Here is a 16062-nt window from a genome sequence, read left to right on the forward strand (position 1 = left end):
AAACATATGAAAGCCTTAAGTGAAACCGTTAAAACAATTATTATTGCCCTCTTTTTAGCACTCCTTTTCAGAAGCTTTGCGTTTGAACCATACACTGTTCCAACTGGCTCGATGATTCCAGAAATTGATATTGGAGATCACCTCTTCGTTTCAAAATATGCTTATGGCTACAGCCGTTACTCATTCCCTTTCAGCTTACCAATCATTGAAGGCAGAGCCTTTCATAAATTACCATCTATTGGTGATGTGGTTGTCTTTAAGCTGCCGAAAGATACTGAATCAAATTACATCAAAAGAATTGTGGGTCTTCCTGGTGATAAAATTCAAGTTCAACGGGGTGTTCTCTACATCAATGGCAATCCTGCAAAACTTGAAAAAGTTGAAGATTATCAGTTTGATGATGGCTCAGGACAAAAGAAAACAATGTATCTTGAAACATTACCAAATGGCGTGAAACATCATATTTTACAAGATGATATCTATAGCCCACAACAAAACACAGGAATTTACGAAGTGCCGTTAGGGCATGTGTTCGGTATGGGTGATAATCGTGATAATTCCAAAGACTCTCGTTTTCTTGATGATGTCGGTTATATACCAGAAGAAAACCTCATTGGTAGAGCAGAGCTTTTCTTTTTCTCTATCAAACCGGGCGATAGTTACTGGCCACAAGATTTGAAAGAGCGTATTCGCTTCGATAGAATCCTGAAAAAAGTCGACTAAGAGACATTTCAAACAAGGTTCCTCTTATAACGGAGGAACCCTTTGTATTTTTAAACAAAGGACCTTTTTAACATGACACAAACGAATCAAACAATTATTGGCCTTTCTTGGGGCGATGAAGGCAAAGGCAAGATTGTCGATGTTTTGGCTGAAAAAGTGGATTACGTTGTTCGCTTCCAAGGCGGACACAATGCAGGCCATACACTTGTCATTGGTGATCAAGTTTTAAAATTAAGTCTTGTTCCTTCTGGGATTGCCCGCAAGGGAGTTCGATCCGTTATCGGAAATGGCGTTGTGCTAGACCCATGGTACTTCAAAGAAGAAGTAACGCGTCTGAAACAAGCGGGGATCGATGTTTCACCTGAAAGACTCCATTTATCAGACACTTTGCCTTTTATTCTTCCATTCCATAAAACTCTCGATCAGCTTAAAGAACGCAAAGCTGGCGATCAGAAAATTGGCACAACAGGCAGAGGTATTGGTCCTGCTTACGAAGATAAAGTTGGGCGTCGCTCTATTTATTTGATGGATCTTAAAGATGAAAAACGCCTTGAAGCCAAGCTTGAGAGTCTTGCTTTTCAGCACAACCCATTCTTATTATCCTGCGGTGAAAAAGCAATTGATGTCCCTGCGCTCATGGCTGACTTAAAATCAATCGCAGACTTTATCCTACCTTATGAAACATGTGTTTGGAAACTCCTTGAAAAAGCTGAGAAAGAGAATAAACGTGTTCTATTTGAAGGCGCTCAAGGAATCTTGCTTGATAATGATTTTGGCACACTCCCTTATGTAACCTCATCCAACACATTGCCAGCGCAAATTCCTCTTGGCACAGGTGCTTCAATCAAACAAATTGGTCACGTAATGGGTGTTTTAAAAGCCTATGTAACGCGTGTTGGTGAAGGCCCATTCCCAACCGAACTCTTCAATGAAGAAGGCTCTTACATTGCAAAGCAAGGTCATGAATTTGGCACAGTGACAGGCCGGCCTCGCCGATGCGGATGGTTTGATGCTGTTCTTGCGCGTCAAGCGATTCGAGTCTCCTCTGTTGATTCCATCATTATCACAAAACTTGATGTACTTGATGGTATGAAAGACGTTAAAATCTGCACACACTATATGGTTGGCAATCAAAAATTTGACCATTTCTCTTATGATCCATCACTCTGGTCTCGCCTTGAACCTATTTATGAAACACTCCCAGGCTGGAGCGAACCAACAGCTCACGTGAAAAGTTTCGACCAACTCCCTGAAAATGCGAAGACATTCGTGAATCGGATAGGCACTCTGTGCGGCGTTCCGATTCAGATGATCTCAACTGGCCCTGATCGCGATGATGTGATTGCTCTGTGATGAAACACAAGACCAAGTTACAATTAAAGCATTCACCTTCATCATTCCAAACCTAATTAACAGGTACCGTCATTCAGAGCCACCTCCATAAGAGGTGGCACCTGTCCCGCCGAAGCTTTAGCGTAGGAGGATGGAATCTCATCAATGTAAATACTAAGAACATTCTTATTGATATATCGCAGAGACTCCACGGGCCTTTCGGCCCTCTGAGTTACGCACTTGGCGAGTAACTGTTTTAAACAAACTCTCATCTTTGCACTTGTGGCAATACTAAGAAGAGATTATACTGCTGTCATTACCATGTGTTCTGCCTAATAAATAAAAGATAAGTGAGGTCTCTCGTGTTAAATTATCCCCGTTGGAAAATGATCTTTGTCATGATTTTGTGTGTGATGGGTGTTATCTACTCAATCCCAAATTTTGTCTCTAAAGAGGCTCAACAAAGCATGAGCAATTGGTCAACTCTTTTACCAGGGAAAACCATTAACTTTGGCCTTGATTTACAAGGAGGCTCGCAACTTCTACTTGAAGTTGATATCAATGCTGTCATGAAAGAACGCATGGAAGCAACAATGGACACTTTGCGAAAAGAATTCCGTCGCAATGCTGTTGGCTATGTGAACATGCGCATTTTATTGCGTGACAATGCGAAGGCTATTTCATTTGGCATTAGAGCTGGCGATGACTGGACAAAGGTTTCAAAATTAATCAAACAGGTCGATGGCGATCTCAGTGTTTCAATGAGTGAAGGTGTTGCGTATCTCTCTTACCCTGATACCTTTTTGAAACATCATGAAGATTTAGTGATGGATCAGTCCATTGAAATTGTTCGCCGCCGTGTTGATGAAACCGGGACAAAAGAACCTTCTATTCAACGTCAAGGAAAAGATCGTATCCTTCTTCAATTGCCTGGCCTTGAAAACCCTGATGAACTCAAAAAGCTTTTGGGTAAAACAGCAAAATTAAAATTCCAATTGGTTGACTTAGAAGCAAGCAATGAAGTTATGTCTACCGGTAAAGTCCCATTGGGCAAAACAGCTCTTCCTCTTCAAGAAGATCCAAATCAGAACATTGTTGTTGAGGCACCTGTTATCATCACAGGTGATATGCTTGTGGATGCTCAGCCAAACTTAAATGAAGGCAGGCCCGTTGTTTCATTTCGCTTTGATTCAATTGGAGCAAAGCGCTTTGGTGAAGCAACCACTGCCAATGTTGGACGCCCTTTTGCCATTATCCTTGATGATGAAGTTATAAGCTATCCGCGTATTTCACAACCCATTCTATCTGGTAGTGGTATTATTACAGGCAGCTTCACTGTTCAAGAAGCACATGACCTCGCCCTGCTCTTACGCTCCGGTTCCCTTCCAGCGCCAATTACCGTGATTGAAGAACGCACTGTTGGTCCAGGATTAGGCGCTGACTCTGTGAAAGCTGGTACACTTTCTGGCCTTGTTGGGTGCGGTCTTGTGATTGCCTTTATGTTAATTTCTTACGGCTTTTTTGGGATTTTGGCCAATCTTGCACTTATATTCAATATCTTTTTCATCATCGCTCTTTTATCTGCGTTTCAGGTCACCCTCACCTTACCTGGGATTGCTGGGATCATCCTCACAATCGGGATGGCCGTTGATGCAAACGTGCTTATTTATGAGCGCATTCGGGAAGAGTTAAAACTAGGAGCAAAACCAATCGCCTCGATTGAGGCAGGCTTTAGCAGAGCACTCAGCGCAATTATTGATGGAAACCTGACCACATTGATTGCAGCCTTTTTGCTTGCTTACTTTGGATCAGGTCCTGTTCGAGGATTTGCTGTGAACTTATCCGTTGGTATTATCACCTCAATGTTCTCAGCCATCATGATCACAAGACTTTTGATTGTTCTCTGGTTCTCATATAGAAGACCAAAGACAATTCATCTATAGAGAAAAACTTCAGATTCCTCTCATTTTTTTATTGCGTAAAGATGAGAGGAATGGTATCTCTAATGCAGACTGAATATCTCGCAAAATTTAGTCTTGAAAAATAAAAGGGCGCGTAGCTCAGCGGGAGAGCACTACGTTGACATCGTAGGGGTCACTGGTTCGATCCCAGTCGCGCCCACCATTTTCAAGCTTCATCAAAAGTGCCACACAATTGGCAACACATCAAATAAATCATGATTCATTAATAAAAATCGCCTATTCTATGTACATGTCAATAATTTTATAGAGTGCAGATAAACATATGAATACTCTCGTCGATCAAAATCCAGATAAAATCAAATGGGGACTGATGATTGGTGCTATCGGCGTTGTTTATGGCGACATCGGTACAAGCCCTTTATATGCGCTTAAAAGTACATTCATCATGGGCGGCCTCAATGTAACAAATATGAACGTACTCGGCCTCTTAAGTGTTTTCATCTGGACGCTCATCATGATTGTCTCCGTCAAATATGTGAGCCTTGTTTTAAAAGTTGACAACCATGGTGAAGGCGGAATTCTTGTTTTATCTTCTCTCTTTGAAAGACTTAAAATCAAACGCGTTGGTCATTTCCCAATGGTTCTTGGCATTATTGGCGCGGCTCTTTTCTTTGGAGATGGAAGCATAACACCAGCGATTTCTGTTCTATCGGCTCTTGAGGGATTGCATTTAATCTCCCCTACGCTCTCAAACAACGTCGTTTTCTTATCAATTGTGATCTTGACTCTCCTTTTTGCTATCCAAAAAACAGGCAGCGGTAAATTAGGTAATTATTTTGGCCCCATCATTTCACTCTGGTTTATTGTCATCGCCCTGTTAGGTGTCATACAGATATACCAAAATCCACATGTGCTACTGGCGCTAAATCCTTATTATGCCCTTCATTTTCTGACACATCATGGACTTGCTGGATTTGTGATTCTCGGCGGAACAATTCTTGTGGTCACAGGGGCTGAAGCGCTTTATGCTGACATGGGACATTTTGGACGCAAACAAATTGAACTCTCATGGACTTTTTTTGTTTTGCCTTCATTGGTCCTCAATTATCTAGGACAAGGTGCACTCCTTCTCTCTCAACCTGAAGCAATTTCTAATCCATTTTATAATTTAGTACCTCCAGTTTTTCTTTATCCAATGATCATCCTTGCAACGCTTGCAACGATTATCGCCTCTCAAGCTGTGATATCTGGTGTTTTTTCAGTCGCTTGGCAGGCAATCATGCTTCATTATTTACCACGCATGCAAGTCATGATGACATCAAACGATCAAATGGGCCAAGTCTATGTTCCTGTTGTGAATTATATTCTGTACTTTATGACAATTGGCGCTGTGTTGCTTTTTAAAACATCTGATAATTTAGCTGTGGCTTATGGACTGACTGTTGCAGGACTCATGCTCATTACAAGTGTTTTAATTTATTTGCTTGCTCATCATGAATGGCACTGGAGTAAATTAAAACTTTGTCTCGTTTTTATACCTTTAATCGCAATTGATGCAATCTTTGTTTTATCTAATATGATCAAAATTGTTGAAGGCGCCTGGTACTCTTTCTTAATCGCGCTTGCAGGCTCTTATGTCGTATGGGTTTGGGTTCAAGGCAATCGAGCCAGGAATGATCAGCGTCTTCCGATGCAACGCAATCTAAAAGCTTTTCTGCATCATCACGCACAGCTTCATCATGAAAGAATACCCAATACAGCCATTTTCATGTGTCGTTCTCCTAAAATTGTGCCTGACTCTTTAACAGTACATCTCACGCACAATAAGTTTTTGCATGAAAAAATGATCTTTATTTCAATTCTAACAAAATCAGTTCCCTACATCCCAAAACGTGAAAAGTTTTCTTATGAACATATTGAAAAGAATGCCTACCAAATCGTTGCAAACTTCGGGTTTAAAGAAGTACCTGATCTGCACAAAATTGTTTTCTGGGCACGAGAGAAAGGCATTTTGTCTCCTGATGAAGAGGTCTCGTTCTTCTTGAGCAAATATATCCCGATTGCCTGTCATCATTATAGGCTCAGCGGCTTTAATGAAAAATTCTTTATGTTTCTTTCCAAAAACTCTGTTCCGAACTATGACTTCTTTGAAATCCCGCATGAAAAAGCTTTAGAGCTTGGAATCAGGTACCGCATATAAGCATATTACTTTGCAGCGAATTTCATTCCGATAGTCTGGCAACGATTTACAATCCAGCCCTTCACTTGATCTAAAACAACATGAATAATCGGCAGAAAAATGAGAGCCCCTAACATATTTGCAAAAAACATAAAGCTAAGCAGACGCCCCATATCTGATTGAAACTTCAATGGTGAAAAATTCCAGATTAAGGTTGAAAGAGACAAAGTAACACCCGTGAAAAAGATCGCAGCCCCTGTTGTTTGAACGGCTTTACGATAGGCAGATGGGAAAGGATCTCCTTCTTTCAAAAAGCGTTGTAATTGAGCATATAAATATATGCCATAATCCACACCAATACCAACACCAAGCGCTGCAATCGGCAAGGTCGAAATTTTAAGCCCAATATCCATCATCCCCATTAAAGCATTCGTCATCAATGAGACCAAAACCAACGGCAGCAGAATTGATATAACACCAATGATCGATCTAAATGAATAATAACAAATAACAAAAACAGCCAGATAAATGCCAAACACGATACTAAATTGTGCATCACGCACTACATCATTCGCACTTTTCAAAACAGTAAGGTTGCCGCCTCCCACTTCAAAGTGAACCAAATCGCTCTGATGATTTTTTAAATAAGAATCGATATAGGCGTAAATGTTTTCAATTGTTTCGTATTTATGATCCTTTGCATAAAGCGTAATCGGCATAACAGAGCAATCTTCATTAAGCAGTCCTGAGGATGTCTCAATTGATGAAATCGAGCGAACCAAAACGTATTTATTGCGCACAAGAGAGTTCCATTTTACAAAACCCTCATTCCACCCCATTGTTGATCTCTTCATAATATTTGGCAATGAATAAGAATTTGTCACAAGGGGATGTCCACGCAAAAACCACTCAAACCTATCAATTTCTTTAACAATCGGATATTGAATACAACCATTCGCTTCTGTTTTTGCATAGATCTGAACCGTGTCAATACCAATATTAAATTTTTCATTAATGAAAAAAACATCTTGATTATAAATGCTATTCTTGTGGAACTCTGGCGTTCCAATACCCTGATCCCCAATTTTAACTTCGCCAGCCTTATAGTATGAAACACCCAACAAAACGATAAAAAGCAGAAAAATAATATAGCGAGAAGAATGATTCAATAATTTTTCCATCCATGATAATGGGTAGTTAATAAAAAGATCTTCTAGATGAATCCCTGATTTAACAGGACAAAAACTCAAAATCAACGGCAATAGAAATAGGTTAGCAACAAGAATGCACGCAATACCAAGAGTGGCTGTATAAGCAAGGTTTTGCAAAATAGGAATCGGGATGAGATCAATGGCCAAAAAGCCAATACCATCTGTTAAAAGCGCCATTGAGCCTGGGAAAAAAAGCTCTTTAAAGCTTTGTTGCGCTGCCTCTATTTGACTCAGCCCATCTTCACGTACTTTATGAACATACTTATTAACCATTTGCAACCCATGGCTAACAGCAATAGCAAAAATAAGAAATGGCAACAAGATTGAAAAAGGGTCGAACCAAAAATTAAAAAAACACATAAGGCCAAACTGCCAAACCAATGCTATCATTCCAATAAAAACAAGCACTAAAGGGAGCACGAACGACCTTATGTAAAAATAGAGAAGCCCAATTGTCATCACAACAGAAAGAGCAAAAAAGATAAAAATACTTGTCTTTGCATTCGACAAGCTCCCTAATATTTTTGTAAAGCCGATCATATGCATTGAAATAGTAGGCCCCGTATATTTAACTCTCAGCTGATCCAATTTTGATGATAAATCAACATAGTCAATATTTTTTGATTCACCCAAATCGATTGAGATCATCGCTGATGTAAAATCTTTGGACACCAGAAACCCAAGATACTGAGATTTCATAATATTGCTTTTGACAATCTCAAAATAATCAGATGTGGGCTGAAAATCAGCAGGTATCAAGTTGCCTCCAGCAAAACCATCTTCAATCACTTCAATAAATCGAGCATTCGGTGTAAAGAGTGATAGAATACGGTCTCTCTCAACATAGGGCAGATAATACATTTCGTCCGTTAGACTCTTAAGGACATTCATAAAGTTCGGCGTAAAAATTGTTCCTTCTTTCGAATGGAGTGCAATCAGTATTTTATTAGCCCCGCCAAAATCAGCGCGATATTTTTTAAAAACATCAATCATCGGATGGTTTTTTGGCAACTGTTGATCGAACCCCTGATTGACAGTTAAATGTAGACTTTCATAAAAGCAAAAAAGAGTGAAAACAAGAAACAGACCTATAATTATAGACCTAAATTTTAACAAAAGCGCAGCAATTGCATTCAAGGAGATTCGTTTCATTCTATCACATCCCTCACCATCGGAAGGGATGAGAGATGAACTTTTTCAATACCACCATCTCCACAAACAAGTGCTAAATCCGGGCTCAGCAAAAAAACATCTGAGAGATTTTGACTTGATGCTAATTGATGAGCTGAAAAACTTTCATCATCAACTGATCCCATATATAAATGGCCTGAGGCACCTACCAAGATTTTTCTGCCCTTCATCTGATCATAACCAAACAAAGAAGAAGCAGGCTCTAATGTCTGAGATTGAAACGCATTTGTTGTGAGATCATAAAAAGATAAATTTCCTTGTAGCCCCAACAAAACAAATCGTCCCTCACGCTCAGGATAGATCCCAAAAATTGATTTTTTATCAAGGGCATGGATTTCTGTAAAAGTAAACTCACCCTCTGGAGACAAAACTGCTTTTCTGATCGAGCCCATTTCACCAACCAACAAAAATTCATCATTTCCAAGTGGTGTCATATCATACAAATGAGCATTATCAAAAGGTAGCTTAATTCTTGACCAAGACTCACCTTCATCATGCGAAACTAAGAACAGGCCATAGGCCCCAATCGCAATCACGTACTTCTCAAATGGATAGATTTTAAAAATGGGCTGTTCCCAGTCTGGAGCTTGATGAACAAGGCTCCAATTTTTGCCACCATCTTCTGTTTTTAAAATTTGACTATCATAACCTGCTGCAAAACCCACTAAAGGAGTCTTAAAACAAATTGTTGTCAAAGTTTGTTCTGTTGGTGTTGATTGACTATGAATCCAGGTTTCACCGAGATCTTCTGTTGATAAAATCGTTCCGAACTCACCTACTGCCCAAATTTTTTGAGTTGTTTCATCTTGCAAGGCAAAAGATAGGATCATTGAATGTTCAGGATTTCTCTCATCATGTTTGGCTTGATCAGAATGATTGAAAACACCTGAGACGTGCGCAAAAGACTGAATTGGAGTTACGACCAAAAACAAACCCAAAACCAAAAAATAGGTTTTCAGATGCTTTATTCTTAATCCATATCCTCTATAAAATCGATTCAATCCACACTCCAAACAATATCTGACACATATTACCTTAGTCCGGCACGACGTAAAGTCTCTGGCTTAAAGTCTGCCGCTGTTACATTTGTGCTATAATTATAAACAGGCTCTTGGTTATCAAATCCATTGGCTGTGTATCGACCTGATCTTAGGTCATACACGACTTCAAGTGTTGTCCAAAAAACCGGGACTTCATAATAATTGATACAATGAGCCTCCGCAACGCGCCAAATCGTGCCCCTACTATCATAATGATCTGCGACGAGTATCGACCAGCTGTCTTCATCAATTAAAAAAGTTCTTTTTGAATAAATGTGGCTTGTTCCAGACTTTAAAGTTCCTTCCACAACCCAAACACGATGCAATTCATACCGCATATGCTCTGGGTTTAAATGACCGGGCTTGATAATGTCATCATACTTTAATTTGTCTGAATGAACCTTATATGCATTATAAGGAACAAACATTTCTTTACGTCCTAAAAGCTTCCATTCGTAACGATCTGGTGCCCCATTAAACATATCCAATTGATCATTGGTCCTAAGACCATCTGATGCTGTGCCTGGGTTATCATAAGCAATATTTGGCGCTCTACGAACGCGTCGTTGGCCCGGGTTGTATGTCCAAGAATGGCGAGGCTCTTTAACTTGATTGATTGTTTCATGAATCAGCAAAATCTCACCTGAAAGCCTTGCAGGTTCAACAATTCTCTGCGTAAAGAAAGCAAAGATATTATCCCCTTCTTGATAGCTATCTAGGGCATAATTCATGAGCAAATCGTCTTCAAACATGATCATTGTATATGAACCGCTTGGCGTTGGGTTGGCTTGCCCTGAACGTCTTTTTACTTTTTCACCGCGATATCGAAGCAAATGGTTCCAAACTGCCTCTAATCCATCTTTTGGATTTGGAAAAGGCGATGTGATTCTAGCGCCTGAAACACCATTGCCATCTTCAATCAGCTTTGCCTTTTGCGCGTTCACTGCAACGGCCTCATAAACCTTTTGTGGATAGGCTGTACTCCGATGCGTTGGATAGATATTCATATAGTAAGTAGGGTATTTTTTGAACATTTCAATTTGCCCAGGCGACAACTTATCTTGATATTGATCAACCGTGGCACCAGTGATTTTAAACAAAGGTTTTTCGCCATCAAAAGGATCTGGATGGTGATCACCTTTTTTATACCCTGGAATTGGCTTTTGAATGCCGCCATCCCATACAGGAATCGTTCCTTCTGCATTTGCATTTTTGATTGCCCCAAGTGCATTTTCAACAATAGGCTCAACCTCAGCGACTTGCTCTTCTTCTACAACAGGCATTTCTTCTTCAATACGTGCTTCTGTTGTTGCTGTTAAAGGCTGATCCTCAGCAAAAACAACAGCAGAAAATGAGCATGATACAATACCCAATAGCAAAGCTAATAATACAGGCTGTTTACAAGTTTTGAGATCTTGATTCTTCTCTATTGTCATGTCAGTTCCTATAATTTCGTCCCTAATTCAATTGATTAAAAAGAATATTTCACTTCTGCAGAAATGTGATCCCTGTCACGTAAAAGATGGTAGCGTCCCGCTCCAAAATAATTTGTGTACTGTACATTAAACTGCCAACTATTTTGCCATGTTGAATCAAAACCAATCGAAATCGCTTTTTGCCTTTCCCTAAAAGTAGCCAAAGGATTTGGCGTTATTCCAGAAACGTCATGCCGAAAAGAAAGCTTCGGATAAACATTTATATCACTGAAAAGATTAAGATATTCTAACTTTGTCGCAAGAACATATCCCCAAGAAAAGGCTGTTGGAAATGCGCTTGATCTTTCAACACCTTCAGCGCCTGCTAAAACTGGGTTTCCGCCTCTGAATGTTCCTAATGCATCAAGACGTAACTTTGATTTACTTGGCATATCATTGATATAGTTAAAGCCGACCTCACCCACAAGAGTCACTTGATCTGCCTTTAAATTAGGCCCCAAAACTTTCGAGAGGGTTGTTTGCCCTGTGACAACGTCATATCGCTTATAACCATGCATTGTTGTATTTTGTAAAGCATTAATACCACCCAATGTGTTAATTCCTCTATCGCGCAAGACTTGATTGGTTGCAAGAGCGGCAACAGGCACACCCATAAATGCACTCAGTGGACTCAATCCAGCTTGAATCAATTCAATCGAATGGATTTGCAGCGGTTGATCTTGACGATAATTCACCTCGCCTTGCCAAGCAAGTCCTAATGAGCCAATCTCTGTATTAAAACTCCCGCCATAGGTTTTGATATCTTCTGGATATTCTAGAAAATAACGTGAGCTTGAAATAATTGTGGCTGGAACACCAGATCCTATTCTCGCTCCAATCACTGGAAAACGACTGTGATAGCGAGTATGATAAAAGGCGAATTCAGTATTATTAATCTCTGGAGAAAAATATCGAAGGGCAATCCCATATTGCCCAAAATCAGATGGATTATCTGGTCTTCCTTTTCTCAAAAAGAGATTGTTACTTGTTCCAAAACCCAAATATATTCTCTCACCGCCAGGACTTGCAAAGTTGTTTGTACTGAAAAGTGTCCCTCGTGCTTCAAGCTCTGATTTTTCCCACTGAAATTGATAGAATCCTTCGACGCTCAGATTCTCAGTAAGCCCTGCATTCACATTCAGTACCGGAAAGGGCAAAAGAGCATCCCTCACTTCCGAACCAGGTGTTCTGATTTTTGTTGCATCAACTGGATTAAAGTTATTAATCCCGTTTCGTATAAAGGTACTTTCTCCCCAATTGATCGCCTGATTCCCGAATTTAAAAGCGAGCTTATGCGTCTCAGCAACTTCCGTATTCAAATAAACAAAATGATCCAGTAAATCGATATTGTGCGCAATTCGTTCCTTGGCCTCGTCTACGAGTTGCGATTTTTCATTATTATATGGATCGAATAAGTAAGTAAACCGTGCAAAAGCACCAAATTTCTCTCTCGTTTCAATATTTAATTCATGCGTTGCTTTAAATACAGTTGCGGCAATGCCTCGGTGATAATTTAGGTCCCCCTCATCTGAATTGAGAGAAGGTGCTGTCCCACCATTTGCAATCCCAATAAGATCTTTATCTCTTTTGGCGACTCTGGCAATTGAGCCGAATGAAACAGTTGAATCAAATGTTACTTTTGTATTTTCATCTGTCCAAGTTGCAGCATTTGCAATAAAAGGAGAGACCGCCGATAAAAGAAAAGTAAAACCAGATATAATGTTAATTTTTTTAGACATACTTGAGAACCTTACTTTATGTTTATTTCTTTTTACTTTTTTCACATTTTTAACCATGAATCAAGTAAGATTCAACTATGCAAACAAAGAAAAGGAAGAATCCAAATGTTTAAAAACAAAACGATCATTATCACTGGAGCCGCAACTGGTATTGGATATGCCTGCGCAGAGATATTTGCTGAGGCTCACGCAGTCGTTTACCTACTCGATATTGACACTGAAAAAGGTTCACAAGCAGCAAAAAAACTCTCCGAGCTTTATTCAACATCTGTTCACTTTAAACAGGTCGATGTCTCTCAAGAAACACAAATCAATGACTTTGTAAACTCGCTTTCAGACATTCATGTTTTAGTGAATAATGCAGGCACCATTTTTTCAGCTGATTTTTTAACACTAAGCTCCCAAGATTTTGACAGAGTCCTCTCCGTTAACCTAAGAGGAGCCTTTCTGATGGGACAAGCAGTTGCTAAAAAAATGGTTGCAAATGACATTAAAGGATCGATTGTCAACATGTCATCAGTCAATGGCGTCATGGCGATTCCAAACCAAGTCCCTTATGTTGTCTCAAAGGGTGGCCTCAATCAGCTTACAAAAGTCATGGCCTTATCCCTTGCACCACATGGTATCAGAGTCAATGGTGTTGGGCCTGGTTCTATTCTCACAGAGCTTCTGAAGGTTGTTATGACTGATGAAGCCGCCCAAAAAAGAATCCTTTCGCGAACCCCAATGGGTCGATGTGGTGAGCCTTCAGAAATTGCAAAAGTTGTGAGATTCTTGGCAAGCGAGGATGCCTCTTACATGACAGGCCAAACAATTTATGCAGATGGTGGGCGACTTGCTCTTAACTATGTTGTTTGACACAAACTCTCTTTACAGATGAATGGAAGAGATTTATTTTCAAATGACAGTTAAATAAAAAAAGGACTTATAAATGATTACGATTGGCGTTCCAAAAGAGATTAAAAACCATGAATATCGCGTTGCCCTTACACCTGATTCAGCACAAGAACTCACTCAAGCAGGTCATAAAGTCATCATCGAAACAAAAGCAGGCGATGCAATTGGTCTAACGGATGAAATGTACAAGAAGGCCGGCGCAACAATTATGCCTGATGCAAAAAGCATCTTTAGCGCAGCAGATATGATCATCAAAGTGAAAGAACCTCAACCTCAAGAATGTAAAATGCTAAGAGAAGGCCAAGTTCTCTTTACATACCTTCATCTCGCTCCAGATCCAGAGCAAGCGAAACTCCTCAAAGAATCGAAATGTATTGCCATTGCCTATGAAACAGTCACTGACCAAAATGGACAACTCCCTCTGCTAGCACCCATGAGCGAAGTTGCAGGACGCATGTCTATTCAAGCTGGCGCTCATTGCCTTGAAAAAGCACAGGGAGGACGTGGTGTTCTCTTGGGCGGCGTACCTGGTGTTGCACCGGGGAATATTCTCATCATTGGTGGCGGTGTTGTTGGAACACATGCAGCTCAAATTGCAATTGGTATTGGAGCCAACGTAACAATTCTTGATCGCTCACTCAAAAGACTAAAGGAACTTGACCAAATTTTTGGTGGCAGAGCCAAAACACTCTACTCAAACTCTGGAACCATCGATGCGTGCCTTAAAGAAGCTGATCTTGTTGTTGGCGCTGTTCTTATTCCTGGCGCGAACGCCCCGCGCCTCATTAAAAAAGCACATCTCAAAACAATGAAGCCTGGTTCTGTTATTGTTGATGTGGCAATCGATCAAGGTGGCTGTGCTGAAACATCAAGAGCGACAACGCATCAAGATCCAACCTATGTGGTGGATGGGATTATCCATTATTGTGTTGCCAATATGCCTGGCGGCGTTGCCTCAACATCAACTTTTGCTCTTAATAATGCAACCTTGCCTTTCAGCCTTGCCCTTGCAAATAAAGGATACAAACGCGCATTGTTAGAAGATCCACACTTGATGAATGGCCTCAATGTCTATCGCGGACAAATCACTCATGCCGCTGTGGCTGAAGCCTTGGGTGAAAAATTCAGAGATCCATACAAACTTCTGGATGAAACCTTAACAAAATGCGCTTAAGTCCAATGCGAAAAGAGCCCCTTATAGCGACTGTTCAATACATTATGGATAAAGCACCTGAACAGGGTGTTCCTTTTGAACTTCGAGATTGGCTTTACTGGACACGCCTTCCCCTTCCCTTTGCACTCAATCATGTCAATATTTGGGCGCTAAAGGGATCGAAAGGCTGGTGTTTTATCGACTTTGGCATCAACCGACCTGTTGTTCAAGAGATGTGGAGCACATTACGAAAAGGAATTTTCGAAGGCCCTATTGAGGCGATGATTGCAACCCATTTCCACCCTGATCACGTCGGAAACGCAGGTTGGCTCTATGATCAGCTTTCTGAAAAGCCTCCCTTTTACATGAGTCAGATCGAATTTTTGTTCACGCGCATGATTTCACTTGATTCTGATGAGATCTATCGTGAGCGCTTCGAAAAATATTACGGCGCTATGGGTCTTGCACCTGACATTATCGCTGAGCAAATGGAGATGGGCAATGCCTACGCACGGAATATAACACCTGCTCCCATGCCATTCAACCGTCTAAGTGCAGGAGAAATCATCCGCTTTGCTGATCGCGACTGGCGTATTATGATTGGTGAAGGACATGCGCCTGAGCATGTGTCTCTATATTGCGCAGCTGAAAATATCCTGATAGTGGGTGATCAAATTCTACCAAAAATCACGCCCAATATTTCGATCTGGCCTCATGAAACCTCAGCAAATAATTTAAAAGCATTTTTCAAGACGCTACCTCAATTTAAAGAGCTCCCTGAAAATGTGCTTGTATTGCCTTCACACGGCATTCCATTCACGGGACTTCATCAGCGCATCAATGAACTCTATCATCATCACAATGAAAGATTGCAGCATATCCTCGATTTTTGTGATCATCCTGTTAATGGCGCTGAGGTGATGGCTTCACTCTTCCCTATCACGCTTGATAAGCATCAAATTTTCTTTGCTGCGGGCGAGACGATTGCTCATTTAAACTATCTCACGGACAAAAGAGATCTTTACCGTCATGAAAATGCGCAAGGTGTATTCCTATATTGTCGAGAAAATTGTTTCTAAGGAAACCCTTTTGCTCTATAACATAAAAAACAATAGGGCTCTATATGTCTCATCTTCTCTCAACAATGCCACCGCATATTTTTTCAGATAAAGACTGCTTCCCGATGGGGGTGACTTATCC

General features: G+C 40.5%; 11 protein-coding genes and 1 tRNA gene. 8 read left to right on the top strand and 4 right to left on the bottom strand.

Annotated elements, in window-relative coordinates; all coding sequences use genetic code 11:
• The first annotated feature begins 6 nt into the window (after positions 1-6).
• The 5 genes from lepB to KBF71_01705 all read left to right on the top strand — a co-directional run bounded on the left by lepB (position 7) and on the right by KBF71_01705 (position 6177).
• The gene (gene lepB / locus KBF71_01685) at positions 7-723 is read left to right on the top strand and encodes a signal peptidase I (GenBank protein ID MBP9877032.1); all 717 of its coding nucleotides are present in this window, start codon (positions 7-9) and stop codon (positions 721-723) included.
• A 72-nt stretch (positions 724-795) separates the two neighbouring features.
• The gene (locus KBF71_01690; protein ID MBP9877033.1) at positions 796-2076 is read left to right on the top strand and encodes an adenylosuccinate synthase; all 1281 of its coding nucleotides are present in this window, start codon (positions 796-798) and stop codon (positions 2074-2076) included.
• A 341-nt stretch (positions 2077-2417) separates the two neighbouring features.
• Entirely contained in the window at positions 2418-3998 is a 1581-nt protein-coding gene (secD, locus tag KBF71_01695) for a protein translocase subunit SecD (protein MBP9877034.1), read from the top strand.
• 106 nt (positions 3999-4104) lie between these two features.
• A tRNA-Val gene (locus KBF71_01700) sits at positions 4105-4179 on the top strand.
• Between the two features lie 120 nt (positions 4180-4299).
• Positions 4300-6177 (top strand): KUP/HAK/KT family potassium transporter, encoded by a 1878-nt coding sequence (locus KBF71_01705; GenBank protein ID MBP9877035.1) that lies wholly within the window; start codon positions 4300-4302, stop codon positions 6175-6177.
• A 5-nt stretch (positions 6178-6182) separates the two neighbouring features.
• Here the strand turns inward: KBF71_01705 and KBF71_01710 are convergent, their stop codons facing one another.
• The 4 genes from KBF71_01710 to KBF71_01725 all read right to left on the bottom strand — a co-directional run bounded on the left by KBF71_01710 (position 6183) and on the right by KBF71_01725 (position 12812).
• The gene (locus KBF71_01710; GenBank protein MBP9877036.1) at positions 6183-8519 is read right to left on the bottom strand and encodes an MMPL family transporter; all 2337 of its coding nucleotides are present in this window, start codon (positions 8517-8519) and stop codon (positions 6183-6185) included.
• The gene (locus KBF71_01715) at positions 8516-9559 is read right to left on the bottom strand and encodes a hypothetical protein (protein ID MBP9877037.1); all 1044 of its coding nucleotides are present in this window, start codon (positions 9557-9559) and stop codon (positions 8516-8518) included. Before KBF71_01715 ends, KBF71_01710 begins: the two co-directional genes overlap by 4 nt.
• 29 nt (positions 9560-9588) lie before the next feature.
• Complete coding sequence (locus KBF71_01720) at positions 9589-10881, bottom strand: DUF1329 domain-containing protein (protein MBP9877038.1); 1293 nt, start codon at positions 10879-10881, stop codon at positions 9589-9591.
• Positions 10882-11069: 188 nt separating this feature from the next.
• Positions 11070-12812, bottom strand: a complete 1743-nt coding sequence (locus KBF71_01725) for a DUF1302 domain-containing protein (GenBank protein ID MBP9877039.1) — start codon at positions 12810-12812, stop codon at positions 11070-11072.
• A 105-nt stretch (positions 12813-12917) separates the two neighbouring features.
• Between KBF71_01725 and KBF71_01730 the strand changes: the two genes are divergently transcribed.
• The 3 genes from KBF71_01730 (at position 12918) to KBF71_01740 (ending at position 15941) form a co-directional block, all read left to right on the top strand.
• On the top strand, positions 12918-13670 hold the full coding sequence (locus tag KBF71_01730) for an SDR family oxidoreductase (protein MBP9877040.1): 753 nt from the start codon (positions 12918-12920) through the stop codon (positions 13668-13670).
• Positions 13671-13746: 76 nt separating this feature from the next.
• A complete protein-coding gene (ald, locus tag KBF71_01735) occupies positions 13747-14883 on the top strand; it encodes an alanine dehydrogenase (GenBank protein ID MBP9877041.1) in 1137 nt (378 codons plus the stop codon).
• 5 nt (positions 14884-14888) lie between these two features.
• Complete coding sequence (locus KBF71_01740) at positions 14889-15941, top strand: MBL fold metallo-hydrolase (GenBank protein ID MBP9877042.1); 1053 nt, start codon at positions 14889-14891, stop codon at positions 15939-15941.
• Positions 15942-16062: the final 121 nt, after the last annotated feature.

The organism is Alphaproteobacteria bacterium (assembly GCA_018063245.1).
Taxonomy (GTDB): domain Bacteria; phylum Pseudomonadota; class Alphaproteobacteria; order JAGPBS01; family JAGPBS01; genus JAGPBS01.